Below are 25,351 nucleotides of genomic sequence, written 5' to 3'. Positions count from 1 at the left end.
CTGCTCAACCGGTTTCGCGTGATACCCATATCCGGCTAAAACCTAGTTACCCGGTGGGTTTGATGCAGAAACTAAATGTTTGGTTTCGTTTTTTGCAATTGCTAACGGAACGGTTGCGGTGCACAACGACTGTGCCTTTCAGGCATCCTCTCCTAAAACTTTTCAAGGGTCGGTTCGCCGGCCCTTTTTTTTGTGCCCGAGCCGCGCTAACGGACGTCCACCAGCGCTGCGCTGAATTATAAGAGAGGATGTGCCGGACACCCGGCGAACAGCAGCAGCCCGCGGGGGATCGAGCGCGAATCGCTGCTCTCCCCCGCCCGGTACTTCCCAACGTCGCTTTATCGCAGCGGCCTGAACCATGGCTGACCGTGATGGCGAATCAGCTCAGCCGGTCGATCCCGGCGCGGTCGAGGCTGCCGGGAATGACCATCAGCGGCACGGGGAGCGCACCGGCATCGGTGCCGGCGAAATGGGTAACGAGCGGGCCGGGCGATCCGGTCGCGGCGGCGCCCAGCACCAGTGCGGCGATCTGCGGATTGGCGGCGATCATCTCGCGCACGATTCGCGGGCCGTCGCCGATCTTCACCGTCAGATGCGGTTGCAGGCCGGATTCGGCGATCAGCGTGCCCGCCGCCGCCTGGACCAGCGCTTCGGCGCGTTCCTTCGCTTCCTCCTCGATCGTCGCCTGTACCCCGCCCCAGGGGGCGAATTCCTGCGGCTCGACCAGCGCCAGCACCTCGACCCCGCCATTGGTCTTGACCGCACGGCGCGCGGCGAAGCGCAACGCGACCGCGCTTTCGGGACTTTCGTCGACCACCACCAGATATGTCCGCATGCATCTTCCCCTGACGCTACGGTTCATGCGCCGGTTCGTGGCGGCGACGCAAGGTCGTGCCGGGGCTTGACCGGGACGGCTCCGGCGGCGAAGAGGCGCGACGAGCCTGAGAGGACCATTCTGCCCCATGCCGATCGAGATCAAGATGCCCGCCCTGTCCCCCACGATGGAAGAGGGGACGCTGGCCAAATGGCTGGTGAAGGACGGTGATACCGTCAAGTCCGGCGACATCATGGCGGAAATCGAAACCGACAAGGCGACGATGGAATTCGAAGCCGTCGATGAAGGCACGATCGGCAAGGTGCTGGTCGCCGAAGGGACCGACAATGTGAAGGTCGGTGCGGTCATCGCTATCCTGCTGGAAGAGGGCGAGGATGCGTCGGCGATCGATGCCGCGCCGAAGAAGGCGGAAACGCCCGAGCCTGCCGACGACCAGTTCAAGGGCAAGCCCGATGCGACCGACCCGAACAAGACCGGCAGCGAAGCCGCGCCGGCCCCGGCCGGTACGTCGGATCACGGCCGCCCGGCCGGTGCCGGCGCTGCCCAAGGCGATGGCGGCCGCGTGAAGGCCAGCCCGCTGGCGCGTCGCATCGCCGCCGACAAGGGGCTGGAACTGTCGGGTATCGCCGGCAGCGGCCCGAACGGCCGGATCGTCAAGGCCGATGTCGAGAACGCGAAGCCAAGTGCCGCAAGCGCGCCGAAGGCCGAAGCGGCCGCTCCGGCACCAAGCGCGGCGGCTGCCCCTGCTCCGGCAGCGGAAGTGCCCAAGCCGGCGGCGGTGTGGTTCGACGATTCGATCCCGCACACGGTCGAGAAGCTGTCGAACATCCGCAAGACGATCGCGCGTCGCCTGACCGAATCGAAGCAGCAGGTGCCGCACATCTATCTGACGGTCGATGTCCGTCTGGATGCGCTGCTCAAGCTGCGCGGCGACCTGAACAAGTCGCTCGACGCGCGTGGCGTGAAGCTGTCGGTCAACGACCTGCTCATCAAGGCGCTGGGCGTCGCGCTGGAAAACAGCCCGAAGTGCAACGTCACCTTCCTCGGCAACGAAATGGTGCAGTATGCCCGCGCCGACGTGTCGGTGGCGGTGTCGACGCCGACCGGCCTCATCACCCCGATCATCCGCGATGCCGCCAACAAGGGCGTGGCGAAGATCAGCACCGAGATGAAGGACCTGGCCGGCCGCGCCAAGGAGAACAAGCTGAAGCCCGAGGAATATCAGGGCGGCACCGCGTCGCTCAGCAATATGGGCATGTTCGGCATCAAGCAGTTCGAAGCGGTTATCAATCCGCCGCAGGGCATGATCCTGGCGGTCGGTGCCGGTGAGAAGCGCCCGTACATCGTCGACGACGCGCTGGGTGTCGCGACCGTGATGACCGCGACCGGCAGCTTCGACCACCGCGCGATCGACGGGGCGGACGGTGCCGAGATGCTCAAGCTGTTCAAGGCGCTGGTGGAGTCGCCGCTCGGCCTGATCGCGTAAATGCGAGCCCGGCTGCTGACCGAAATCGTGCATGTCGTCGCCGGGGTGGCGGCGGCATGGGCGATCGGTTCGCTATCGGCATGGTCGTATCCGCTGGGCCGGCGCGACATCTGGACGGTGACATGGGTGGCGATGGCGATCGTCATCGTGCTGGGCATCCGGCAGGTGCGGCGCGCTATGGCCGAGGAACGCGCAAAGGGTTTGTCGGATGATCGTTGAGAATTCCACGGTTCCCCCGACCGATCAGCCCGCGCTGCGCGTGACGGCGATGCCGGCGGACACCAATCCCTATGGCGACATTTTCGGCGGGTGGATCATGTCGCAGATGGACATGGCCGCCGGCCTGCTCGCCGCGCGCCATGCCAAGGGGCGCGCGGTGACGATCGCCGTCGACGCGATGCAGTTCCATGCGCCCGTAGCGGTCGGCGACGAATTGTCGGTCTATGCCGACCTGATAAAGGTCGGGCGGACGTCGATGACGATCAAGGTCGAAACGTGGCGCCGCGACCGCTTCGGCGAGGCGACGTGCCGGGTGACCGAGGCGCAGTTCGTGTTCGTGGCGATCGACGAGGATCGCAAGCCGCGGGCGATCGAGGCGTAATCCCGGGATCGTCCCAACATCATTACGGCTGCTCGACCGGGCAGCATCGAGCGAAAAGGTAAAGTGATGGCTGAATCTTACGACCTCATCGTGCTCGGTTCCGGCCCCGGCGGCTATGTCGCGGCGATCCGGGCGAGCCAGCTGGGCCTAAAGGTCGCGATCGTCGAGCGCGAGCGGCTGGGCGGCATCTGCCTCAACTGGGGCTGCATCCCGACCAAGGCGCTGCTGCGTTCGGCCGAAATCTATCACTACATGATGCATGCCGCACAGTACGGCCTGTCGGCGGAGAAGCCGTCGTTCGACCTTGCGAAGGTCGTCGATCGCAGCCGCAAGGTGGCGGGCCAGCTGAACGCGGGCGTCAAGGGGCTGATGAAGAAGAACAAGGTCGCAGTGCACGAGGGCGTCGGCACGATCACGGCCAAGGGCAAGCTGAGCGTCAAGCAGGGCGACAAGACGACCGAGCTGGAAGCCAGGCACATCATCATCGCGACGGGCGCCCGCGCCCGCGACCTGCCGTTCGCCAAGGCCGATGGCGCCAAGATCTGGACGTACCGCCACGCGATGGTGCCGCCGGAAATGCCGACCAAGCTGCTGGTCATCGGATCGGGCGCGATCGGCGTCGAGTTCGCCAGCTTCTACAACGACATGGGCGCCGACGTGACGATCGTCGAGATGCTCGACCGGATCATGCCGGTCGAGGATGCCGAAGTCAGCGAGTTCATGCACAAGGCGCTGACCAAGCAGGGCATGACGATCAAGACCAAGTCGGGTCTGGAAAAGCTAGAAGCGACTCCGGCGGGCGTCAAGGCCGCGATCAAGGGGCCGGACGGCAAGGTCGAACAGGTCGAGTTCAGCCATGCGATCGTCGCGATCGGCATCGTGCCCAATACCGAGAATATCGGCATGGAAGCGCTGAAGATTGAAGCCGAGCGCGGCCACATCAAGACCGACGGCTATGGCAAGACCAATGTCGAGGGCATCTGGGCAATCGGCGACGTGACCGGCGCGCCGTGGCTGGCGCACAAGGCGAGCCATGAGGGCGTGATCGCCGCCGAGGCCATCGCCAAGGCGCTGGGCAACAAGGACGTCCATCCGCACGCGATGGACAAGAACAACATTCCGGGCTGCACCTATGCGCGTCCGCAGGTCGCCAGCGTCGGCTTCACCGAGGCGAAGGCCAAGGAAGCGGGCTACAGCGTCAAGGTCGGCAAGTTCCCGTTCATCGGCAACGGCAAGGCGATCGCGCTGGGCGAGGCCGAAGGCTTCGTAAAGACGGTGTTCGACGCCAAGACCGGTGAGCTGCTGGGCGCGCACATGGTCGGCGCGGAAGTGACCGAGATGATCCAGGGCTATGTCGTCGCCCGCCAGCTGGAGACGACCGAGCAGGAGCTGACCGAAACGGTGTTCGCGCACCCGACCATCTCCGAATCGATGCATGAGTCGGTGCTGGCGGCGTACGGTCGCGCGCTGCACATCTGACGGACGTCACCGAACCGTCATAGTTCTTGACCCGCGCCGTGCCCGAGCGGCATGGCGCGGGTCCATGAAGCAGCTCTTTCCGGCGATCCTCGCCACGTCGTTTCTGGTTGCACCGCCGGCCGCCGGGCAAACCGTGCAGGAATTGCAGCGGCAGATCGACGAGCTGAAAGCGGTCATTGCCGAGATGAAGGCGGCGCAGGCCGCAAATGCTGCCGCGACCACGCCGAGTGCGCCCGCGGCGCCCGTGCCGCAAGTCGCCGTCGCGCCGAAGCCCGCCCCGCCATCGACCCAGCTCGCCGCCGCATCGCCGCCGGCCAAGCGCGAGAAGTGGTATGATCGTATCAGGCTGCGCGGCTATACCCAGTTGCGGCTGAACGAGATCATCTCGGGCGATCGTACCGCGCCCGCTGGCATCGCCCGGCTGCGGTCGGTGCATGACAGCGGGATCGGCGACGACACCGGCTTCACCTTTCGACGGATCCGGCTGATCCTGCAGGGTGATCTGGGTGAGCGGGTGTCCTTCTACCTCCAGCCCGATTTCGCTACGGCGGTGACCAGCCAGTCGGTCGGCGAGCGGCGCGAGGGGTTCCTGCAACTGCGCGACGCCTATTTCGATGCGTTCCTCGATCCCGACAAACGGTTCCGGCTGCGCTTCGGCCAGTCGAAGGTGCCGTTCGGGTGGGAGAATATGCAGTCGTCGTCGAACCGTATCCCGCTCGACCGCAGCGACGCGATCAATAGCGGGGTGCCCAGCGAGCGCGATATCGGGGTCGTCGCCTATTACACCCCGACCCATGTCGACGACATCTGGGAACGACTGACCGAAGACGGGCAGAAGCTGTTCGGCAATTACGGCGCGTTCGGCGTCGGCGTCTATAACGGGCAGGGGATCAACCGCGAGGAAGCGAACGACGCGGTGATGGCGGTGGCGCTGGCGACATGGCCGTTCGAGATCGGCGGCGGGCGCGTGTTGGAGGTCGGGGGCAGCGCCTATACCAACCGCGTCCAGCCCGAGGTGCGGACCGGCGGGGTCGGTGCCGAACCCTTCACCGACGAGCGCATCGGGCTGCACGCGATCCTGTATCCGGCGCCGCTGGGGTTCCAGGCGGAATGGAATTGGGGGCGGGGGCCGGAATATGACCGGACGCTGCGCGCGATCACGACCAAGCCGCTGCATGGCGGCTATGTGCAGGCGATGGCGCGGGTGAAGGCGTCGCCGGTCGGGCCGTTCATGCCCTATGCCCGGTGGCAGACCTATCGCGGCGGATGGAAGGCGGCGGTCAACGCGCCGCGGCTGGAGACCGACGAGATCGAGCTGGGCATCGAGTTCCAGCCGGTGCCCGCGCTGGAATGGACCATCGCTTATGCCCGAATGGACCGCGCCGAGGCGGACGAGCGGCGGATGGGACGCGCCGAGGGCGATGTGTTCCGGACGCAGTTGCAGTTGAATTATTAGGGTTTTTTTCCGCCGGCGGCGTCCAAAGTTCACTAAGTTCACACTCGTGCGGATTTTGCGCGCTGCGCGCATCACCGTTGAGTGGGAAGGTCAAAGAGCGTGGGTGACAACGACCCGGGCGCAGAATGGCAGTGGCGGATGTTGTAGGAAAGCGATGTCGTGCGCTGGCCCGATCCCGGGCGGGACCGCTAAGACCGCCGGTAGAACCGAAACTTACCCGCTACCCTGATCCATATCACGTCGCCGTTGTCGGTAAAGCCAGCCTGACCGCCTGAAGCACTCATCGGGAACATCTGCACCGTCGCGCCATTTCTGAGATCGATCAAAGCTGCCTGCACGACAAGGCTGCGCCTATTCGGCCATGAGATCAGGGCGTAACGCCCATTCGGGCTGATTTCGAGAATGTCGGCTTTCCAGAAATTCGTCACACTTTGGGTGATCGACCAGGCGGACTTACCGGTCGAAAGGGATATCGACTCGACCACGATACCGGCTCTCGGTTTCGGCGGTTCGGGCCTCGGGGCATGGGGATCCATTGGCCCGTCGAATATCTGGACTCCGTCCGGCTGGAGTTCGATCAAGCGGAGAAGTTGCTTGCCGGAGGGAAGAAGGGAAACCCGCTCATCCGTGCGGTTTCGAACGGGCAGTTCCACTGCGGGCAGACCTTGTGTCCAGTGGACCCGCGTTGCGCCGGCTCTTGTTCGAATCGTGACAACCGCGTGAACCCGGCCCGATGCGATCACTGCCGTCACCGCCGCGAGCGAAAATCGCGGATCGCTTCCCGCCGGTCGTCCCTTGAGCGAATGGAGGGACGCCAATGACAGTCGATCAAGGATACTGCCCGTCGCCGTGTCGACCATTGCCAATTCAGGCGCGGGGTCCGGATGGGTCGGTTGATAGGTACCGCCGTGCGTCCCGAACTGAACGATAGCGATTGACGTGCCGGGGACCCACTGCACGGCGTCGAGCGGACCGGATGGAGAGAAAAAATCGGGGACCGGAAGGCGCGATCCGTCAAGTGACAGGCGTATGACCTTTCCACCCGAGGTGGGAAATCCGCTCGCAGCCTTTTCACGGGTCGTAGCCCAGAGCGACGTCGAATCCGGCGTCCACGCAATGGGCGCGGCAACGGTCGTTACCCGGAAATTGAGGCTTTGGGTCGACGCAGGGATAAAGCGATTTTGGCCGGAGCGAAGATCAACAATGGTGACACCAGCATGATCTGCCCATGCTGCATGGGTGCCGTCCGGCGATACGGAGGGCGGGGCGCTGTCATACACTTTCCCCGGATCGAAACAGCGGGCGGATAGCAACCTGTAGGGTCCCGCATCCGGCCGTTCGTCCTCGGTAGCCGGTGCGCGATAAGGCGAGCAGTTCGTCGTGGGTGCGACCGGTCGCCCGGCGTTAACGCCGGCCGCGGCAACGATCAAAAGGGGAAGCAGGAAGCCGTTCTGGCGCATGATGACTCCTGTCCGGTAGGATGCAGGCCCATTTGACTTCGGTCCAGCTTACGATCGGGTAAACCCGATCGTCGCAATCCATCTACTTCGTGGGAAGTCCCATTACCCCGCCGCCTTCGCCAGCCCGCGCGAGATCTGCAGCGCGGCGTTCAGGCGGGCCTGCGGGTCGCCGAAGCTGCGGCTGATCACCAGTTTCATGTCGGGACGCAGCTTGGCAGTGCCGTTGAGCTTGTCGACATAGGCGAGCAGCCCTTCGACGCTGGGGACCTCGTGGAAGCTGACGATCGCGCCCTTGGCGCCGACGTCGATCTTGGCGATGCAGGCCTTCTTTGCGTTCAGCTTGGCCTCGATCAGTTGCAGCAGGTTGGCGGTGGCGATCGGCAGCTTGCCGAAGCGATCGATCAGTTCGGTGGCGAAGGCGTCGATGCCGGCGCGATCCTCGACGTCGTTCAGACGACGATAGAGACCCATGCGCAGGTCGAGGTCGGGAACGTACTCCTCCGGGATCAGGATCGGCGCGTCGACGGTGATCGTGGGCGAGAAGTCCTTGGGCTTGTCGTCGCGCAAACCCCCGGCCTTGGCGTCGAGGATCGCTTCCTCGAGCATCGACTGGTAGAGTTCGAAGCCGACTTCCTTGATATGGCCCGATTGTTCGTCGCCCAGCATATTGCCCGCGCCACGCTGGTCGAGGTCGTGGCTGGCAAGCTGGAAACCGGCGCCCAGCGATTCGAGGTCGGAGAGGACCTTGAGGCGCTTTTCCGCCGCTTCGCTGACCAGCCGTTCGGGGGGCGTGGTCATATAGGCATAGGCGCGCGTCTTCGACCGGCCGACGCGGCCGCGCAGCTGGTAGAGTTGTGCCAGGCCGAACTTGTCGGCGCGGTTGATAATCAGGGTGTTGGCGGAAGGGATGTCGAGGCCGCTTTCGACGATGGTGGTCGAGACGAGCAGGTCGTAGCGTTTGTCGTAAAAGGCCGACATGCGTTCCTCGACCTCGGTCGGCGCCATCTGGCCATGGGCGACGACGTAGCGGATTTCGGGAACCTCCTCGGTCAGGAACTTCTCGATATCGGGCAGGTCGGCGATGCGCGGGGTGACGAAGTATGCCTGTCCGCCGCGATAATGTTCGCGCAGTAGCGCCTCGCGCAGGACCACCGGGTCCCATGGCATGATGTAGGTGCGCACCGCGAGACGGTCGACCGGCGGGGTCTGGATCACCGAGAGTTCGCGCAGGCCCGACATCGCCATTTGCAGCGTGCGCGGAATCGGGGTGGCGGTCAGCGTCAGGACGTGGACGTCGGTCTTCATCGCCTTCAGCCGTTCCTTGTGCGTCACGCCGAAGCGCTGTTCCTCGTCGACGATGACCAGCCCCAAGCGTTTGAAATCGACCTGTTTCGACAGCACGGCATGGGTGCCGACGACGACGTCGATCGTGCCGTCGGCAAGGTCGTCGCGGACCTTCTTCGCCTCGGTCGCGGTGACGAGGCGGCTGAGGCGGCCGACTTCGATCGGGAATCCTTCGAAGCGGGCCTTGAAATTGTTGTAATGCTGGCGGGCGAGAAGGGTCGTCGGGCAGACGATCGCGACCTGCATCCCAGCCATGGCGGCGACGAACGCGGCGCGGAGCGCGACCTCGGTCTTGCCGAAGCCCACGTCGCCAACGACGAGGCGGTCCATCGGGCGGCCTGCGCCCAAGTCTTCGAGCACGTCGGCGATGGCGCGTTCCTGATCGTCGGTTTCCTGATACGGGAAACGGTCGACAAAGGCGGGGTAGCCGCCGCTATCGGGTTCGGCGACCTCGGCCGGGCGCATCGCGCGTTTCGCGGCAGTGGCGATCAGGTCGCCCGCGATTTCGCGGATGCGGTCCTTCATCCGCGCCTTGCGCCGTTGCCATGCCTCGCCGCCCAAACGGTCGAGCGAGGCGCCTTCCTCGCCCGCGCCGTAGCGGCTGAGGACTTCGAGATTTTCGACCGGCACGTACAGCTTGTCGCCGCCGGCATATTCGAGCTGGACGCAGTCGTGGGGGGCCTTCGCCACCGGGACCTGGGTCAGCCCGACATAGCGGCCGATACCGTGATCGGCATGAACGACGAGGTCGCCGGGGGAGAGGGTGGCGAGTTCCTGCAGAAAGGCGTCGGTGTTCTTGCGCCGCTTGGCACGGCGGACGAGACGATCGCCGAGCATGTCCTGTTCGGTGAGGACCGCCACGTCGGCGCTGGTGAAGCCGTGGTCGAGGGGGAGGACGACGAAGGAGACGGTCGACTTGGCACCGCCCAGCGCCCGTTGCCATGTCTCGACGGTCGAGACGCCGGTCAGGTCGTGATCGGCGAGCAGGCCCATCAGCCGTTCGCGTGCACCCTCCGAATAGCTGGCGAGGATCGGCTTGCGGCCCTGTTTGCGCAAGGACGCGATGTGGTCGACGACGGCTTCGTAGATATTCGCCTGTTGCGTGCGTTCCGGCGTGAAGTCGCGGGGGCCGTCGACTTCGAAATCGACCGAGGTGGCGCTGTCGGGGGCGTGGAAGGGCGTGACCTGATGCGCGGCGGTGTCCGACAGGCGGTCGGCCCATTCGTCGGCCGACAGGTAGAGTGCGGCGGGGAGAAGCGGGCGGTAGCTGCCCGGGTCGTTGGTCTGCGCGCGGACACGGTTGGTGTGATAGTCGGCGATCGATTCGAAGCGCTGTTCGGCGGCGGCGGGAACGCCGGCGTCGCGGACGATGACCGCTTCGGGCGAGAGGTGGTCGAAGAAGGTTTCGAGGCGTTCTTCGAAAAAGGGCAGCCAGTGCTCCATGCCCGACAGGCGGCGGCCGTCGCTGATCGCCTGATAGATCGGATCGCCGGTCGCGGTCGCGCCGAACTTTTCGCGGTAGCGGGTGCGGAAGCGCTTGATTGAATCCTCATCGAGCAGGGCTTCGGAGGCGGGGAGCAGGGTGAAGCCGTCGACGCGGCCGGTGGTGCGCTGGTCTTCGGGCGAGAAGGTGCGGACGGTTTCGATCTCGTCGCCGAAGAAATCGAGGCGCAGGCCGGAGTCGGAGCCGGACGGCCACAGATCGACGAGGCCGCCGCGGACGGCGAACTCACCGGCGTCGTGGACGGTATCGACGCGGTTATAGCCGTTCGCCTGCAGCAGCGCGGAGAGGCGGGGGAGCGAGATGCGCTCGCCCGGCGCGAGGCGGGCGACGAGCTGGCGGATGCGGAACGGGGTCAGCGTCCGCTGGGTCGCGGCGTTGACGGTGGTGACGATCAGGCGCGGGCCTTTGGCCTTCGACTGGAGCGAGTGGAGCGCGGAGAGGCGCTCGGCCATCGAGCGCAGCGTCGGGCTGGCGCGGTCGTAGGGGAGGCAGTCCCAGGCCGGGAACTGGAGCACCGACAGGTCGGGGGCGAAGAAGGGTGCGGTGGTCGCAATGGCGCGCATCGCCGCTTCGTCGGGGGCGATGTAGACGAGGTCCCCCTTTGCGCCGCGGGCGAGGTCGGCGAGGAGGACCGGGAGGAAGCCTGTGGGCACGCCCGCGAGGGTCAGCGAGCGGGGGGCGGACAGGATTTTGGAGAGGTCGGGCATTTGTTACCTTTGGCCCTCTCCCCTTCAGGGGAGAGGGTTGGGAGAGGGGAATGCGGGCGCTTCGTTACTGCCCCTCTCCCCGACCCTCTCCCCTGAAGGGGAGAGGGAGATTGTTCAGTTCAGCGGCTGACCGGCACGAAATCCATCTTCCGCATGGCATGCAGCACCGGATGGTCGAACTGCGCCGGAGCCGGCTGGACGCCCATCGCCCACGCCATGATGTCGACATCCTGTTCCTCGAGGAACGTTTCGAACCAGTCCATGTCGGTATCGCTCCACGTCGCCGAATGCGCGTCGAAATAGCCGCCGATCATCAGGTCGGCTTCGCGGGTGCCGCGATGCCAGCTACGGAATTTCAGGCGCTTCAGCCGGGTTTCGCGGTCCATGACGTTCCAATGCAATTGCGCCGCCGGACGCTGGCAGCGACCGTCGGTTGGGATATAGGACCAAGTAGTCATGCGTCCCGAACTCCTCAACCCGCTGTTTGCCGAAGTCACCTCGCTGAAAGGGGTCGGCCCGGCGCTGGCCAAGCCGCTGGAGCGGTTGAAGTTGTCGCGGGTGGCCGATGTGGCGTTCCACCTGCCGACCGGCTGGGTCGACCGGTTGAAGCGGAACGAGCTGATGGAACAGGATGCGGGGCGGGTGATCGCGATCCCGCTGACCGCCGTCGATTACCGGGTGAGCGCGGGGCGCGGGCCGACGCGGGTGCGTGCCGCCGACAAACACGGCAATATCGTCAACCTGACCTATTTCGGCGGATCGTCGGGCTGGGTGAAGAAGCTGTTCCCGCTGGGCGAGACGCGGCTGGTGTCCGGCAAGCTGGAGACGTACGGGCAGGAGTTGCAGATAGTCCATCCCGACCATGTGCTGCCTGAGGCGGAGGCGGACAGCCTGCCCGAGCGGGAAGCGATCTATCCGCTGTCCGAAGGGCTGACATCGCGCCGGGTCGGGCAATTGGCGGCGCAGGCGATCGAGCGCGCGCCCGACCTGCCCGAATGGATCGAGCCTAGTTTGCTCAGCAAACATCAGTGGCCGGCGTGGAAGGAAGCGTTGGCGCGCATCCATGCCGATCCGGCGGATGCGAAGGCGCGGGAGCGGCTGGCCTATGACGAGGTGTTCGCCAATCAGTTGGCGCTGCTGTTGGTGCGGGGCGAGGCGCGGGCGCGTAAGGGGCGGGCGCTGACCGGGGACGGGCGGCTGCGCGCGAAACTCGACCTGCCATACAAGCCGACCGGCGCGCAGTCGCGGACGATCGGCGAGATCGAGGGCGACATGGCGCAGACCCAGCCGATGCTGCGGCTGCTGCAAGGCGATGTCGGGTCGGGCAAGACGCTGGTCGCGTTGATGGCGCTGCTGATCGCGGTCGAGGGCGGGGCGCAGGGGGCGTTGCTGGCGCCGACCGAAATCCTGGCGCGGCAGCATTATGCGACGTTGCAGCGGCAGTTGGCGGGGACCGGCGTCACCGTCGCCGCGCTGACCGGACGCGACAAGGGGCGCGTGCGCGAGGGCGTGTTGATGGGGTTGGCCGACGGGTCGATCGACATTCTGGTCGGCACGCACGCGATCTTTCAGGAGGCGGTAGCCTATCGCGACCTGGGGCTGGTGGTAGTCGACGAACAGCATCGCTTCGGCGTCGCGCAGCGGATGATGTTGCAGGCGAAGGCGGCGCGGCCACCGCATCTGCTGGTGATGACCGCGACGCCGATCCCGCGGACGCTGACGCTCGCCCAATATGGCGAGATGGACGTCAGCCGGCTGGACGAGATGCCGCCGGGGCGCGAGCCGATCGAGACGGTCGTGATGTCCGAGGACAAGCTGGACGCGGTGGTCGATGGGCTGGCGCGGCATTTGTCGGCGGGCAAGCAGGCGTACTGGGTATGCCCGCTGGTCGAGGAGAGCGAGAAGTCCGACCTGGCGGCTGCCGAGGCGCGGGCGGAGGCGCTGCGGCAACGCTTCGGCGACAAGGTCGCGCTGGTCCATGGGCGGATGAAGCCGCTGGAGAAGGACGCGGTGATGGCCGAGTTCGCCGCGGCGCGCGCGGGCGTGCTGGTGGCCACGACGGTGATCGAGGTCGGGGTCGACGTGCCCAATGCGACGCTGATCGTGATCGAGGCGGCGGACCGCTTCGGGCTTGCCCAGTTGCACCAGTTGCGCGGGCGGGTGGGCCGGGGCGGGGGCAAGTCGGTGTGCCTGTTGCTGCGGGGGAACAGCCTGTCGGAAACGTCGCGGGCGCGGCTGGCGCTGATGCGCGAGAGCAACGACGGGTTCCGGATTGCCGAGGAGGATCTGCGGCTGCGCGGGGGTGGCGAGTTGCTCGGCACGCGGCAATCGGGGGAGGCGGTGTTCCGGCTGGCGACGCCGGAGATGCTGGGCGAGTTGCTGCCGGTGGCGAATGCCGATGCGCGGTTGCTGGTGGATCGGGATGGCGGGTTGGAAGGGCCGAGGGGGCAGGCGGCGCGGGTGGCGCTGTATCTGTTCGAGCGGGATGCGGGGGTTGGGCGGTTGCGGTCGGGGTGATCGGCCATAGGCCGTATCCCCGCGCAGGCGGGGATCCAGAGCCGCGGTCGTTGCGCCTTGTTACCCTGGACCCCCGCCTTCGCGAGGGTACCGGAAGGACAGCGTGGCTTGCCACTAAGCCACCGTCATTCCGGCGGAGGCCGGAATCCATTGTGTCGGGCGTTCTCGATGGAGCCGCTACGTCTCCGCATCCGTGGATTCCGGCTTTCGCCGGAATGACGATAGTTGCTCGTGCGGGATCAAGCGGATAGCTCCCGCGCCATGAACGCCCTTGCTCCGCTCCTCGTCGCCCTGCTGGGTGGTATCGGCCTTGCCGTGCAGCCGCCGACCAATGCCGCGCTGGGGCGGAGTATCGGGTCGGTGTTGCTCGCGGCGCTGGTGTCGTTTGCGGTGGGGACGCTGATCCTGATCGGGGTGTGGTTGATCGCCGATCGGACGCCGCTGGCGAACCTGCGCGAGGCGCGGTCGTGGATGTTTCTGGGCGGGGCGTATGGGGCGTTCTTCGTGTCGGCGGCGGCCTTTGCCGCGCCGCGGCTGGGGCTGGCGTCGATGCTGACGATCATGATCGCGACGCAGCTGGTCGCGGCGCTGGTGATCGATCGGTTCGGGTTGATCGGGTTGCCCAAGGCGCCGATCAGTGGGGTGCGGCTAATTGGGGTGGCGTTGGTGTTGGTTGGGGCGGTGTTGGTTCGGCGGGGGTAGGGTGCGCTCGCCTCAATCCTTATCTCCACCCGTTCGCTTCGAGCGTAGGTTCGAGCTTGTCGGGAACCGTAGTCGAGAAGGGGTTGCCCAAATGACCGGGTTCTCGACGGGCGCTTCTCGACAGGCTCGAAGCTGCTCGAACCGAACGGGGTGGGCGGGGCTAAGCTGCCTTACCCCGCCGGCGTCAGCAGCCCGTGATGCTTCTTGCCCGCCGATACCCGCACCGGCGCTTCCACCGCGATCAGCTGCGCTTCGTCGACGACCTTTTCGCCATCGACCCGTGCGCCACCGCCCTTGATCAGGCGGCGCGCTTCACCCTTCGACGCGGCGAGGCGCAGCGCGACCAGCGCGTCGACCACGGTGATCCCGCCCGCCACCGCGAAGGTCGGCAGCGTGTCGCCTGCCGATCCCTCCTCGAAGGTCCGGCGTGCCGTCTCGGCCGCACCGGCGGCGGCGTCGGCGCCGCGGCACATGGCGGTGGCTTCGTTGGCGAGGATCTTCTTGGCCTCGTTGATCTCGGCGCCCTGCAACGCTTCGAGCCGGGCGATTTCATCGAGTGGCAGGTCTGTGAACAGGCGGAGGAAACGGCCGACGTCGCGGTCGTCGGTGTTGCGCCAGAATTGCCAGTAATCGAAATGGGGCAGCTGATCCTCGTGCAGCCACACCGCGCCCGACATTGTCTTGCCCATCTTGCCACCGTCCGCCGTGGTGATGAGCGGGGTGGTGACGCCATAGACGTCGGTCCCGTCCATGCGGCGCGACAGTTCGATGCCGTTGACGATATTGCCCCACTGGTCGCTGCCGCCCATCTGCATGCGGCATCCATGGCGGCTGGACAATTCGCGGAAGTCGTAGGCCTGCAGGATCATGTAGTTGAATTCGAGGAAGGACAGCGACTGTTCGCGGTCGAGGCGCAGCTTTACCGAATCGAACGACAGCATCCGGTTGACGCTGAAATGCTGCCCGACCTCGCGCAGGAACGGGATGTATTCCAGCTTGTCGAGCCAGTCGGCATTGTCGACCATCACCGCGTCCGAAGGTCCGTCGCCGAAGGTCAGGAAGCGTTCGAAGATGCGCTTGATCGACGCGACGTTGCTGGCGATGCCGTCCTCGGCCAGCAGCTTGCGCGCTTCGTCCTTGAAGCTCGGATCGCCGATCTTGCCGGTGCCGCCGCCCATCAGCACGATCGGCTTGTGGCCGGTCTGCTGCATCCGGCGCAGCAGCATGATCTGCACCAGGCTGCCGACGTGCAGCGACGGGGCGGTCGGATCGAAGCCGATATAGCCGGGCACGACCTGCTCGCTCGCCAGCGCGTCGAGGCCGGCGGCGTCGGTCAGCTGATGGATATAGCCCCGTTCGGACAGGGTGTTGAGCAGGTCGGACGAATAGGTCATGCGCGTTCCCTTAGCGTCGCGGGCGCACCCAAGTCCACGTATCTCGACTTCGGCACGGTTCAGGCGATATTGAGAATGTCCATTTGCGCGGAGATGCCCCCTTGCTTGCGATCGGCCTGATGTCTGGAACCTCGCTCGACGGGATCGACGCGGCACTGATCGAGACCGATGGCGAGGGGGAGGTGCGGCCGGTCGCGTTCGTCGGCACGCCCTATAGCGACGAGGATCGTGCGACCCTGGCGTCCGCGACCGAACTGGCGCTGCTGTTCGACGATCCGGGCGAGCATCCGCTGATCGAGCGGGCGGAGGAACTGCTGACCCGCACCCACGCCGCCGCCGTCACCGCGCTGCTGGAGAAGGCCGGCGTCGAGGCGCGGAGCGTCGACGTGATCGGCTATCACGGACAGACGGTGGCGCATCGCCCGGACAAGGGCTGGACGTGGCAGCTGGGCGATGGTGCGGCGCTGGCGGCCGCGACCGGGATCGACGTCGTCGCCGATCTGCGCGTGGCGGACGTGAAGGCCGGCGGGCAGGGCGCGCCGTTGCTGCCCATCTATCACGCGGCGCGGGCGGCGGGCATGGACAAGCCGGTGGCGGTGCTGAACCTTGGCGGGGTCGGCAACGTCACCTATGTCGGCGAGGGCGACGAGCTGATCGCGTTCGATACCGGGCCGGCCAACGGACTGGTCGACAGCTGGGTCGAGGCGGAGAGCGGCGCGCGCTACGACGAAGGCGGGGCGCTGGCGGCGGGTGGCAAGGTGGACGAGGCGGTGCTGACCGCGATGCTCGACCATCCGTTCTTCGAACTGCCGCACCCCAAGTCCTTGGACCGGCACGACTTCACCATCCAGCCGGCGCGCGGGCTGTCGGCGGCGGACGGGGCGGCGACGCTGACCGCCTTTACCGCCGCCTGTGTTGCCGAGGCGCTCGACCAGTTGCCGGCGCGGCCGAAGCGGCTGTTGGTCGGCGGCGGCGGGCGGCATAATCCGGTGATGCTGCGCATGATCGGCGAGCGGTGCGGCGTGACGGCCGAGCCGAGCGACGTGCTGGGCTGGGACGGCGATGCGCTGGAGGCGGAGGGGTTCGCCTATCTGGCGGTGCGGTCGCTCAAAGGGCTGCCGATCACCTTTCCGGGGACGACCGGCGTGGCGGCGCCGCTGACCGGCGGCGTGCTGTATCCGGCACCGCGCGCGGGGCTGGCGCTGCGGCTCGTCAGCGCTTAACGGCCCTTCATGCTGACCGGCCTGATTTTCGCGACCGAAGAAGCCGAACACCAGCCCGGCGTGCTGGCGGCGACATTGCCCTTTGGCGGCATGACCCTGATCGAATATCAGGCGCGGCTGCTGGTCGCGGCCGGTGCCGGGCAGTTGCTGGTCGCGGTCGGGCGGGTGACGCCCGCGCTGGCGGCGGCGGTCAACCGGATCGGGCGGCGCGGGGCGACGGTCGATATCGTGCGGTCGGCCGAGGAAGCGAAGGCGAAGGTCCACCCGCTCGCCACCATCGTCGCGCTGGCCGACGGGCTGGTCACGACCGACGCGGTGGTCGAGGGGATGGCGCTGGAGCCGGTCGACACGCTGCTGGTCACGCCGACCGGCGATGCGACCTCGGTCGAGCGGGTCGATGCCGAGCATTGCTGGGCCGGGGTCGCGACGCTGTCGGTCGACCGGCTGGACGATGCCGCCCGGCTGCCGCGCGAATATGATTTTCAGTCGACGCTGCTGCGCGTCGCGACCCAGGCACGCGCGGCGCATGTCCTGCTGCCGGCCAAGGCGGTGCGCTCGGGACATGGCGTGGAGCGCGATGCGGGCACGCTGGAGGTGCGGAGCAAGGACGTGCTGGCGTCGCTGGCCGAACAGCGGACGGGGTGGATCGACCGGTACGTCTTCACGCCCGTGTCGCGGTTGCTGCTGCCGCTGCTGGTGCGGCGCAAGGTGCCCGATGTCGCGATCGGTGCGGCGGGCGGGGTGCTGGGCGTCGCGGGGCTGGCGGCGATCCCGTTCTGGAGTGCGGGGGCGGCGACGGTGCTGCTGTTCCTGGCGATGGTCGTGCTGTCGGCCGGGTCGCTGCTCGGATGGTTGCGCGGCGAGGACGGGCATGCCGCGTGGCAGGAACGCGGGGTCGATGTGTTCGGCGTGGCCGGGGTGCTGGGCATCGGGCTGGTCCAGTCGCTGATCGTGCAGGCCGGGACGGCGGGGGTGCTGGCGCTGGTCGGCGTGGCGGCGACGATCCTCGCGCGGCGCTCGCCCGCCGTCCGCCCGCCCTGGGCCGCGACGCCGGCGACGGCGTTGGTACTGCTCGCACCGTTCGCACTGGCGGGAACATCGACGATCGGGCTGGCGTTGGTCGCGCTGCACGCGGGCATTACCCTTGCCCACGCCATCGAAAATCTGCGGCGCGAGGCTTAGCTTAGCCTTAACCGGGTAAGGTTAAAGCCGGAACCATGTCCATCGACCCGATCGATTCCCGCGAGGCCAGCGCTGCCGCCATTCTGCTGCTGGACCATGTCGCTGCAGCGGAGCGGGCGGGGCATCGGCGGCTGCGCGCGGCGGCCGAGCATTTCCATCTGCCCGACGATGCGCGGATCGACGACCGGACCGCCGCCGCGCTGGACGCGGTGATGCGGGCGATGGTCGGCGGCATCGATGCGACGGTGCGGGATCACGCCATCCGGCTGTTGACCGCGCGGGGGCAGGCGGCGCTGGCGCAGGGGCTGCGCGGGGCGGGATCGCCGTTCGACCGGGTGGTGCGGGCCGGGCTGTTCCGCGACCCGGCGCTGTTCGGCGAGTTGTTCGCGCGGGTGCGGCTGGATGCGATCGCGCAGGGGTTGCCGGTGATGGTCACGGGCGCTGGCGACGGGCCGACGATGGTCGCGCGGCTGGCGCAGTCGAGCGACCGGCTGGTCGCCGCGGCGGCCGTGTCGATGCTGGCGGCGCAGGCGCGGCGCGGGGGCATGGTCGTAGGAGTTCCGGCGGCGGTCGAACTGGTCCGGCCGCTGTACGCGCGACTGGCATGGTGGGTCGCGGCGGCGCTGCGCGAGATGGCGGGTGCGGGCGAGCAGATCGCGATGGTCGATGCGGCGCTGGCCGAGTCGGTGCGACGGGCGATCGACGCGCAGAGCGAGCTGGTCCCGCTGGAGGTCGCCGCGATGCGGTTGGCGCAGGCGATCGAGCCGCAGGGCGAGGAAGTCGGGGCCTTGCTGGCCGAGGCGATCGGCGACGGGCGGCTGATCCTGTTCACGGCACTGGTCGCGCGGGCGAGCGGGCTGGCGTTCGAACGGGTGCGCGATCTGGTGATCGACCCGGACGGTGCGCGGCTCTGGGTCGTGCTGCGCGCGCTCGCGGTCGACCGGGCGACGATCGCGCGGATCGGCTTTGCACTGGCCGAGTCCGAACCGGTACGCGATGTCGAGGGGTTCGCCGATCGGATCGACGTCATCATGGAAGTGACGCCCGACGCCGCGCGCATCGCGCTGGCGCCGATGGCGCTGGATGCCGATTATCACGCGGCGATGCTGGCGCTGGGGGCGGGGGCGTGAACGATCATCGCCCCGGTGCGGCGCCCGCGATCGGACGATTGTCGGCCGACGGGCTGCTGCTCGATGCCGAGCCGCGTCTGGCCGAACTGAACCGCCGCGCCGGCGGTGCCCCGGGACAGCCGGTCGCGGTGCCGCAGATCGCCGCGCTGGTGCGGCTGGTGCAGCGGCTGGGCATCGCGCTCACCCGCCCGATCGTCGCCGCCGATGGCGAGGACGATATCGCGCTGACGGTGCGGGCCGAGCCGGACGAGCTGGGCATCAGGCTGGAGGTGAGCGGCTGGCAGGCGGGCGCACCGTGGGAGGCCGAGCCGGCGCATCGGCGCGAGGCGGATTTCCTGCGTTCGGATGCCGACTGGCTATGGACCACCGATGCCGCGCTGCACCTGACCCATGTGTCGGATCATGCCGCCGCCCGGCTGGGCTTCGATCCGCAGGCGGTGCTGGGCCAGCCGATCACGCGGCTGTTCGCGCTGAACGACGATGGCGATGGGGGCTTTCCGATCCTGAGCGCGCTGGCGGCACAAGCGTGGTTCGACGGACAGGAAGCGGCGATCCGCGGGACGGCGCATCGCGTCCGGCTGTCGGCGGTGCCGCGCGCCGATGCCAATGGCCAGTTCGCCGGGTTCGACGGCGCGGCACGCGACCTGTCGCCAGGGGACGTGCCGGCGCAGCCGGACGAGGTTGCATCCGACCTGCCCGACGGGTTCAGCCGCCGGATCGGCCGGGCGCTGCGCGATCCGCTGGGCCGGATCATCGCCAATGCCGACAGCATGTCCGCGCAGGCCGACGGGCCGCTGCGCGACGATTACGTCGCCTATGCTGCAGATATCGCCAGCGCGGGGCGGCATCTGCTGGGGCTGGTCGATGATCTGGAGGATCTGTCGGCGATCGAGCGGGCGGACTTCGCGGTCGCGGTCGAGGACCTCGACCTGGCCGATGTCGCGCGGCGCGCGGCGGGGTTGCTGGCGGTGCGCGCGGCGCAGGGCGATGTGCGGATCGAGCGCCCGTCGTTCGACGAAGCCATGCCGGCGAGCGGCGAGTTTCGCCGCGTGCTGCAAATCCTGGTCAACCTGATCGGCAATGCGGTCCGCTATTCGCCGCCCGGCGGGACGGTATGGATATTGCTGGAACGCGACGGCGACGATGCCTGCGTGATCGTCGGCGATCAGGGCAAGGGCATTGCCCCTGCCGATCAGGAGCGCATCTTCGCGAAGTTCGGCCGGGTCGACCCGACCGAGGCGGGGGGCAGCGGGCTGGGGCTATACATCGCCCGGCGGCTGGCGCGGGCGATGCGCGGCGACATCCTGGTCGACAGCGCGCCGGGGCAGGGGGCGCGGTTCGTCCTGATGCTGCCGGGCCGGTTCGCCCCGGACTGAACGCACCGAAGGATCGACCCGGCCGGTCCGATATGGCATCGGACCGTCGATGGGACGCAGATCGGATCACAGCCGGCAGGAAATCGAACAGATGCTCCTGACCGAAGGGCATCGTCATCTGGCCGAAGTGGGGTTCGCCCGGTTTTCCGCGCGCGAGGTGGCCAAGCGCATCGGCTATTCGATCGGCACGCTCTACAATGTGTTCGGCAGCTATGACCGGTTTCTGGTCGCGCTGAACACGCGTACCTTCCAGCTATGGGCGCGCGACCTGACCGCGGCGCTGGCCGCCGGGCCGGAGGATCGCATCCGCTGCCTGGTCGAAAGCTATTTCACCTTCGCGCGGACCAACCGCAATTTGTGGCGGGCGATCTACGAACATCACCTGCCGGACGATTTCGTGATGGAGGAGGCGCAGGGCCGGCAGCGCGGTGAGCTGACCCGGATCGTCGTCGACGAGGTCGCGGCGGCGCTGGGCCCCGATCATGCCGATCGGGCGGTGACGCTGGCCCGCTCGCTGGTCGCCACGGTGCATGGTCATTGCCTGTTCGACATTACCGGCAGCTTCGCGCTGATGGGCGAGCACGAGCCGGTGGAGATGGCGCTGGCGCGGGTGCGGGAGTCGCTGGCGGCCGCTGCCGACTGACGCCTCAGGCGAAGGCGGCGTCGACCAGCGTGCGGAACCGGGCAAAGGCATCGCGGGCGGCGGCGATCATGCGGTCTTCGTCCTCGGCAGTCATCGTCGCGTCGTCGATCCGCGCGGTGAAGCGCCGCCAATGCGCCGCACGCCCTTCGGGATGACCGGCGAGATGGCGTGCGCCATGATCGGTCGACAGGCCGATCCGCTGCGCTGCCTTCAGCAGGAAGGCCGCGCCCAGCGACGATCCTTCGGCGACGTAGAGCCAGCCGAGCGACGTCGACATGTCGACAGGCTCTACCGGTCGAGCGTCGGGCACAGCCGGTAGCGGCAGGGTGAGGTCGGCAATGTCCGCCGCGATCGCCGCCGATCGGTCGCGTTCCGCCAGATCCGGGATCAGCGCCTGCATCGTGGGTGCGGCATAGAGCGGCGCGAGGGCATCGTGAAACGCCTGCTGCGCGCGCAGGAAGCGGACATAGCGTGCAGGCGAGGAGAAGGGATCGAGGGCCATGATCCGCTGGTCCAGCGCATCGTGGAGCGTCGCGGTCGCGGCTTTCAATCGTTGCGAACGGGTAAGGTCGGTCGTCACCCGCTACCGCTTATCCGCCTTTGGCCGGAGGTGCAAAGGCTTGCGCCCCCGGCCGATCGATCAGAAAAGGCCGTCATCGTCGTCGTCGGTTTCGACGACAGCGGTCGTGACGGCGAAGGCATGGGGCACATTGGCGGTGTGGACGTCGCGTTCCTGCGCCATGGTGTAGAGCGCGAAAATCTGCGGCAGCAGGGCGGCGAGCGCGGCATGGGCTTCGTCCGACAGCTGGTCGATGCGCGGCGCCGCCGACAGCAGGATCGCCGCCTGACGCATGTTCGCGCCCAGTTGCAGCTCGGCGCCGATCTCGTCGCCGGCGATCGTCAGCAGTTCGATCAGCTGGCGGGCATCGTCGCCGCCCTCGCGAACGGCCAGATCGGTGCGCTGGCATCCTTCGCGGATGACGACCAGCGCCTGCGACAGCTTGGTCCCCATGTCGCTGTCCCCCTCGACCCCGCGCTTCTGGGCGAGGAGCGCGTTGACGTCGGACAGTTCGCGGATCGGCTGGCCGATGCCGCGCATCGCATTGCCGAGGGAATGGGCATAGATATCGACTTCGCCCGCGACGACCGACACCGCCTTGCCCAGATCGCCATGGCGGCGGCACAGCAGGCGGGTGTTGGTGGCGATGTCCTGCACGTTGAACTGCACGCGTTGCAGCTGTTCGAGGCGGCCGGTCAGTTCGTCGACGGTTTCGGTGATGAGGCCCAGCATCGCGCCGGAGCGATGGTCGGCTTCCTGCAACTGCACGGTGATGATCGCGACTTCGCCCACGGCCTCCTCGATCTGGACGAGGAACGGGCGGCCGTTGCGCCCGGTGCCGTCGTCGATCAGGTCGAGCAGCGCGGCGGTGTCGGGCTGCAGCGCCTTCAGGCTGGCGACGAGCAGCGCGGCATCGCGGTCGAAATCGGCGGCGCTGGTTTCGAGCAGCGCGGCGAGCAGGTGGTGGACCACCGCCGTCACCTCGGCTTGCGGCGCCGGTGCCAGTTCGCGCGTGCAGCCGTCGAGCAGTTGCAGGCCCGACACGACATGCTCCAGCCGCTGCCGCGTGCTGTCGCCCACCTGCAACGCGCCGAGCATCGTCGCGACACGACCCTGCACGGTTCGCGCGATCTCCGCCACCTGCCGCGCCATCGAGGCGACGTCGCCCAGATGGCCGTTGAGCGCGTCGGCATCGCGGGTAAGGCGCTGCGGCACGGCGGGCAGGATCTTGCGCGCCTCCGCTGCGAGCAGGCGGCCGGCCTGCTGCACGCTGCCGACGCTGCCCGACAGTTCCTTCAGCTTGGCGAGGAACCCTTCGAGATGTTCTTCACCGGTGGCAAGACGTTGCCCCATGTCGTTGACGAAGCCTACAAAAGCCGCCTCGCCCGATGCCGCGATCTTGATGTTCATGCCATAGATGTGCAGCACGCGCAGCGCCTGGCGCATGTCCATGACGTGATCGCGCAGTACCCGCGATGCCGCACCGATCCGGGCCATGTCCGCCTCACGCCCCGCCTGTACGACGGGCAGGGCGTCGAGCTGTCCGGCGACCGATTTCAGGCTCGACACCGCGATGCCAGCGACGCTTTCGTCGAGTGCGCCGGTGACGCCGTCGATCGAGTGGATAATGCGGTCGATCGTCTCGATCGCGGTCGACAGGGTCGATCCGGCGCGGACGAAACGCGCGTCCATCCCCGCCGCGACCATCGCCAGATTGCGCTTCAGGTCGGACAGGTTCAGGGCTTCGGCGGTGTCGGTGTCGATGCGGATATGGTGCATGGCGTCAGTCCTGAACGGAGAAGGGGGCGGGGCGGGGCGCGCCGATCATCGCGCGGTCGCCTGCAACAATTCGCGGGCGATGGCGCTGAGCGGGACGACCCGGTCGGCAGCGCCACGGGCGATGGCTTCCTTGGGCATGCCGAACACGACCGACGTCGCTTCGTCCTGCGCGAAGGTGCGGGCGCCGGCCTGTTTCATTTCGAGCAGCCCGCGCGCGCCGTCGTCGCCCATGCCGGTCATGATGATCCCGACCGCATTCGACCCGGCGTTGCGCGCGGCGGAGCGGAACAGGACGTCGACCGACGGGCGATGGCGCGATACCAACGGGCCTTCCTTGATCGCCACGACATAGCGCGCGCCCTGCCGCTCCAGCATCATGTGGCGCAGGCCGCCCGGCGCGATCAGGACGTGGCCGCGCATGACGGTGTCGCCATCCTCGGCCTCCTTCACATCGACCTGGCACAGGCCGTTCAACCGCTTCGCGAAGGCGCGTGTGAAGCTTTCGGGCATGTGCTGCACGATGACGATGCCGGGCGAGTTGGCGGGCAACGCCTCCAGCACCTCGCGCAGCGCTTCGGTCCCGCCGGTCGAGGCACCGATGCAGACGACCATCTCGGTCGTGCGGCTCATCGCCCGGCCGGTCGGCGGCGGCAGCACGGCGTCGGCGGTGAGCTTTGCGGCGGGCGAGTTGAGCCGGCTGGCGCTGCGGGTGCGGACACGGGCGCGGGCGGCGCCCTTCACCGTTTCGCGAATCCGCATCTTGGCGTCGTTCAGATGGTCGGCGACACCCATGCGCGGCTTCAGGATGACGTCGACCGCACCGGCTTCCAGCGCCTGGAGCAGGGTTTCCGACCCTTCCTCGACCAGCGAGGAGCACATGACGACCGGGATCGGCTTCTGGCTCATCAGCTTGCGCAGGAAGGTGACGCCGTCCATGCGGGGCATCTCGACGTCGAGCGTGATGACGTCGGGAATTTCCTCCTGGATGTGGCGCGCGGCGGCGAAGGGGTCGGCGGCGGCGGCAATCACCTCGATCGCGGGGTCTTCGCTCAGGATCGCCGTCATCGCCTGGCGGACGCTGGCGCTGTCGTCGATGATCAGGACGCGGATCTTGGACATGTCAGTCTTTCGTGAAGACGGTGTAGGAGACGGTCCGGACGGGCAGGTCCATGCCGGCGATCGATTCCGAATGGCCGAGGAACAGATAGCCGCCGGGCCGCAGATTGGCGCACAGCCGGCGCACGACCCGCTCCTGCGTCTCCTTGTCGAAATAGATGAGCACGTTGCGGCAGAAGATGAGGTCCATCGGTTCGCCGACCGGATAGCGTTCCTCCATCAGGTTCAGCCGCGCGAAACCGATCGCCGAGCGCAGGGCCGGCACCATCCGCACCTGGTTCGCCTTGCGATCGCGCGAGACGGCGACATAGCGCTGGCGCAGCGACGCCGGCACCGGTTCGACCATTTCGGTCGGGTATATGCCGCGCCGCGCGGTTTCGAGGACGGTGGTGTCGATGTCGGTGGCGAGGATGCCATAGTCCACTCCGCTCTTCTGCGCGAACTGGTCGAGCACCATCGCCATCGTATAGGGTTCGGCACCGGTCGAGCAGGCCGCGCTCCACGCGCGGATGCGGCGCCGGCCGCTGTCCGCCAGCGTTGGCAGCGCGGTCTTTGCCATGAAGTCGAAATGGCCGGGTTCGCGAAAGAAGTCGGTCTTGTTCGTCGTCACCGCGTTGATCAGGTTGATGATCTCGTCGGGATGTGCGCTGCCGTCGAACAGATGGTCGCAATAGGCATCCAGCGTCGCGATGCCGACTTCGCGCAGCCGCCGTTGCAGCCGCCCTTGCAGCATCGTGACCTTGGTCGCGGGCATCTTGATGCCGGTCTTGTCATAGATCAGCGCCGACAGCTTCGCGAACTTGTGCGGGCTGAGCCGGTCGAGATCGGGGGAGGGGGCGGGCAAGGCGGACATAGGGC

General features: G+C 67.5%; 21 protein-coding genes. 12 read left to right on the top strand and 9 right to left on the bottom strand.

Translation table 11 applies throughout. The features are described from left to right. Window positions 1-379: 379 nt before the first annotated feature. The gene (locus CA237_RS13335) at window positions 380-835 is read right to left on the bottom strand and encodes a universal stress protein (protein ID WP_066694412.1); all 456 of its coding nucleotides are present in this window, start codon (window positions 833-835) and stop codon (window positions 380-382) included. Between the two features lie 127 nt (window positions 836-962). Between CA237_RS13335 and CA237_RS13330 the strand changes: the two genes are divergently transcribed. From CA237_RS13330 to CA237_RS13310, 5 genes are all read left to right on the top strand, one after another. After that, window positions 963-2,321 (top strand): pyruvate dehydrogenase complex dihydrolipoamide acetyltransferase, encoded by a 1,359-nt coding sequence (locus tag CA237_RS13330; RefSeq protein ID WP_126014360.1) that lies wholly within the window; start codon window positions 963-965, stop codon window positions 2,319-2,321. Next, on the top strand, window positions 2,322-2,540 hold the full coding sequence (locus tag CA237_RS13325) for a hypothetical protein (protein WP_066694403.1): 219 nt from the start codon (window positions 2,322-2,324) through the stop codon (window positions 2,538-2,540). It begins immediately after the preceding gene. Next, window positions 2,530-2,922, top strand: coding sequence for an acyl-CoA thioesterase (locus tag CA237_RS13320; RefSeq protein WP_066694401.1), 393 nt, complete (start codon window positions 2,530-2,532; stop codon window positions 2,920-2,922). Before CA237_RS13325 ends, CA237_RS13320 begins: the two co-directional genes overlap by 11 nt. A gap of 66 nt (window positions 2,923-2,988) precedes the next feature. Then, entirely contained in the window at window positions 2,989-4,401 is a 1,413-nt protein-coding gene (gene lpdA / locus CA237_RS13315) for a dihydrolipoyl dehydrogenase (RefSeq protein WP_066694398.1), read from the top strand. A gap of 64 nt (window positions 4,402-4,465) precedes the next feature. Then, complete coding sequence (locus CA237_RS13310) at window positions 4,466-5,857, top strand: porin (protein WP_066694395.1); 1,392 nt, start codon at window positions 4,466-4,468, stop codon at window positions 5,855-5,857. Between the two features lie 188 nt (window positions 5,858-6,045). On the opposite strand, the gene CA237_RS13305 is transcribed toward CA237_RS13310, so the two are convergent. The 3 genes from CA237_RS13305 to CA237_RS13295 all read right to left on the bottom strand — a co-directional run bounded on the left by CA237_RS13305 (window position 6,046) and on the right by CA237_RS13295 (window position 11,258). Continuing rightward, window positions 6,046-7,317 carry a hypothetical protein gene (locus tag CA237_RS13305; protein ID WP_126014358.1) on the bottom strand — a complete coding sequence of 424 codons (1,272 nt, stop codon included), beginning with the start codon at window positions 7,315-7,317 and terminating at the stop codon, window positions 6,046-6,048. Window positions 7,318-7,419: 102 nt separating this feature from the next. Then, a complete protein-coding gene (gene mfd / locus CA237_RS13300; RefSeq protein ID WP_126014357.1) occupies window positions 7,420-10,872 on the bottom strand; it encodes a transcription-repair coupling factor in 3,453 nt (1,150 codons plus the stop codon). 119 nt (window positions 10,873-10,991) lie between these two features. Continuing rightward, on the bottom strand, window positions 10,992-11,258 hold the full coding sequence (locus CA237_RS13295) for a succinate dehydrogenase assembly factor 2 (protein WP_066694386.1): 267 nt from the start codon (window positions 11,256-11,258) through the stop codon (window positions 10,992-10,994). Window positions 11,259-11,328: 70 nt separating this feature from the next. Here CA237_RS13295 and recG point away from each other — a divergent pair, with 70 nt between their 5' ends. Then, entirely contained in the window at window positions 11,329-13,389 is a 2,061-nt protein-coding gene (gene recG / locus CA237_RS13290) for an ATP-dependent DNA helicase RecG (RefSeq protein WP_066694383.1), read from the top strand. Between the two features lie 261 nt (window positions 13,390-13,650). Next, window positions 13,651-14,091, top strand: coding sequence for a DMT family transporter (locus tag CA237_RS13285; RefSeq protein ID WP_126014355.1), 441 nt, complete (start codon window positions 13,651-13,653; stop codon window positions 14,089-14,091). Window positions 14,092-14,261: 170 nt separating this feature from the next. Here CA237_RS13285 and tyrS read toward each other — a convergent pair whose 3' ends face one another. Beyond that, complete coding sequence (gene tyrS / locus CA237_RS13280) at window positions 14,262-15,485, bottom strand: tyrosine--tRNA ligase (RefSeq protein ID WP_126014353.1); 1,224 nt, start codon at window positions 15,483-15,485, stop codon at window positions 14,262-14,264. 101 nt (window positions 15,486-15,586) lie between these two features. Here tyrS and CA237_RS13275 point away from each other — a divergent pair, with 101 nt between their 5' ends. The 5 genes from CA237_RS13275 to CA237_RS13255 are packed head-to-tail and all read left to right on the top strand — an operon-like array spanning window position 15,587 to window position 21,039. Further along, on the top strand, window positions 15,587-16,708 hold the full coding sequence (locus tag CA237_RS13275; protein WP_084401847.1) for an anhydro-N-acetylmuramic acid kinase: 1,122 nt from the start codon (window positions 15,587-15,589) through the stop codon (window positions 16,706-16,708). 9 nt (window positions 16,709-16,717) lie between these two features. Continuing rightward, a complete protein-coding gene (locus tag CA237_RS13270; RefSeq protein WP_066694368.1) occupies window positions 16,718-17,890 on the top strand; it encodes a hypothetical protein in 1,173 nt (390 codons plus the stop codon). A gap of 35 nt (window positions 17,891-17,925) precedes the next feature. Continuing rightward, complete coding sequence (locus tag CA237_RS13265; protein ID WP_066694366.1) at window positions 17,926-19,020, top strand: DUF2336 domain-containing protein; 1,095 nt, start codon at window positions 17,926-17,928, stop codon at window positions 19,018-19,020. Next, window positions 19,017-20,396 carry a PAS domain-containing sensor histidine kinase gene (locus CA237_RS13260; RefSeq protein WP_066694364.1) on the top strand — a complete coding sequence of 460 codons (1,380 nt, stop codon included), beginning with the start codon at window positions 19,017-19,019 and terminating at the stop codon, window positions 20,394-20,396. The genes CA237_RS13265 and CA237_RS13260 overlap by 4 nt, the downstream gene beginning before the upstream one ends. 49 nt (window positions 20,397-20,445) lie before the next feature. After that, window positions 20,446-21,039 (top strand): TetR/AcrR family transcriptional regulator, encoded by a 594-nt coding sequence (locus CA237_RS13255; protein WP_126014351.1) that lies wholly within the window; start codon window positions 20,446-20,448, stop codon window positions 21,037-21,039. Window positions 21,040-21,043: 4 nt separating this feature from the next. Here CA237_RS13255 and CA237_RS13250 read toward each other — a convergent pair whose 3' ends face one another. The 4 genes from CA237_RS13250 to CA237_RS13235 form a co-directional block, all read right to left on the bottom strand. Beyond that, the gene (locus CA237_RS13250; RefSeq protein WP_126014349.1) at window positions 21,044-21,619 is read right to left on the bottom strand and encodes a biliverdin-producing heme oxygenase; all 576 of its coding nucleotides are present in this window, start codon (window positions 21,617-21,619) and stop codon (window positions 21,044-21,046) included. A 60-nt stretch (window positions 21,620-21,679) separates the two neighbouring features. Continuing rightward, window positions 21,680-23,377, bottom strand: a complete 1,698-nt coding sequence (locus tag CA237_RS13245; protein WP_126014348.1) for a hypothetical protein — start codon at window positions 23,375-23,377, stop codon at window positions 21,680-21,682. 45 nt (window positions 23,378-23,422) lie between these two features. Next, the gene (locus tag CA237_RS13240; RefSeq protein ID WP_066694356.1) at window positions 23,423-24,496 is read right to left on the bottom strand and encodes a chemotaxis response regulator protein-glutamate methylesterase; all 1,074 of its coding nucleotides are present in this window, start codon (window positions 24,494-24,496) and stop codon (window positions 23,423-23,425) included. Between the two features lies 1 nt (window position 24,497). Then, a partial coding sequence (locus CA237_RS13235) for a protein-glutamate O-methyltransferase CheR (protein WP_346773497.1) occupies window positions 24,498-25,351 on the bottom strand: 854 nt, incomplete at its 5' end.

The organism is Sphingomonas sp. ABOLH (genome assembly GCF_003951715.1).
GTDB classification, from domain to species: domain Bacteria; phylum Pseudomonadota; class Alphaproteobacteria; order Sphingomonadales; family Sphingomonadaceae; genus Sphingomonas; species Sphingomonas hankookensis_A.
The sequence above is the reverse complement of the archived record's forward strand: the minus strand, read 5'-3'. Positions and strand labels throughout refer to the sequence as shown.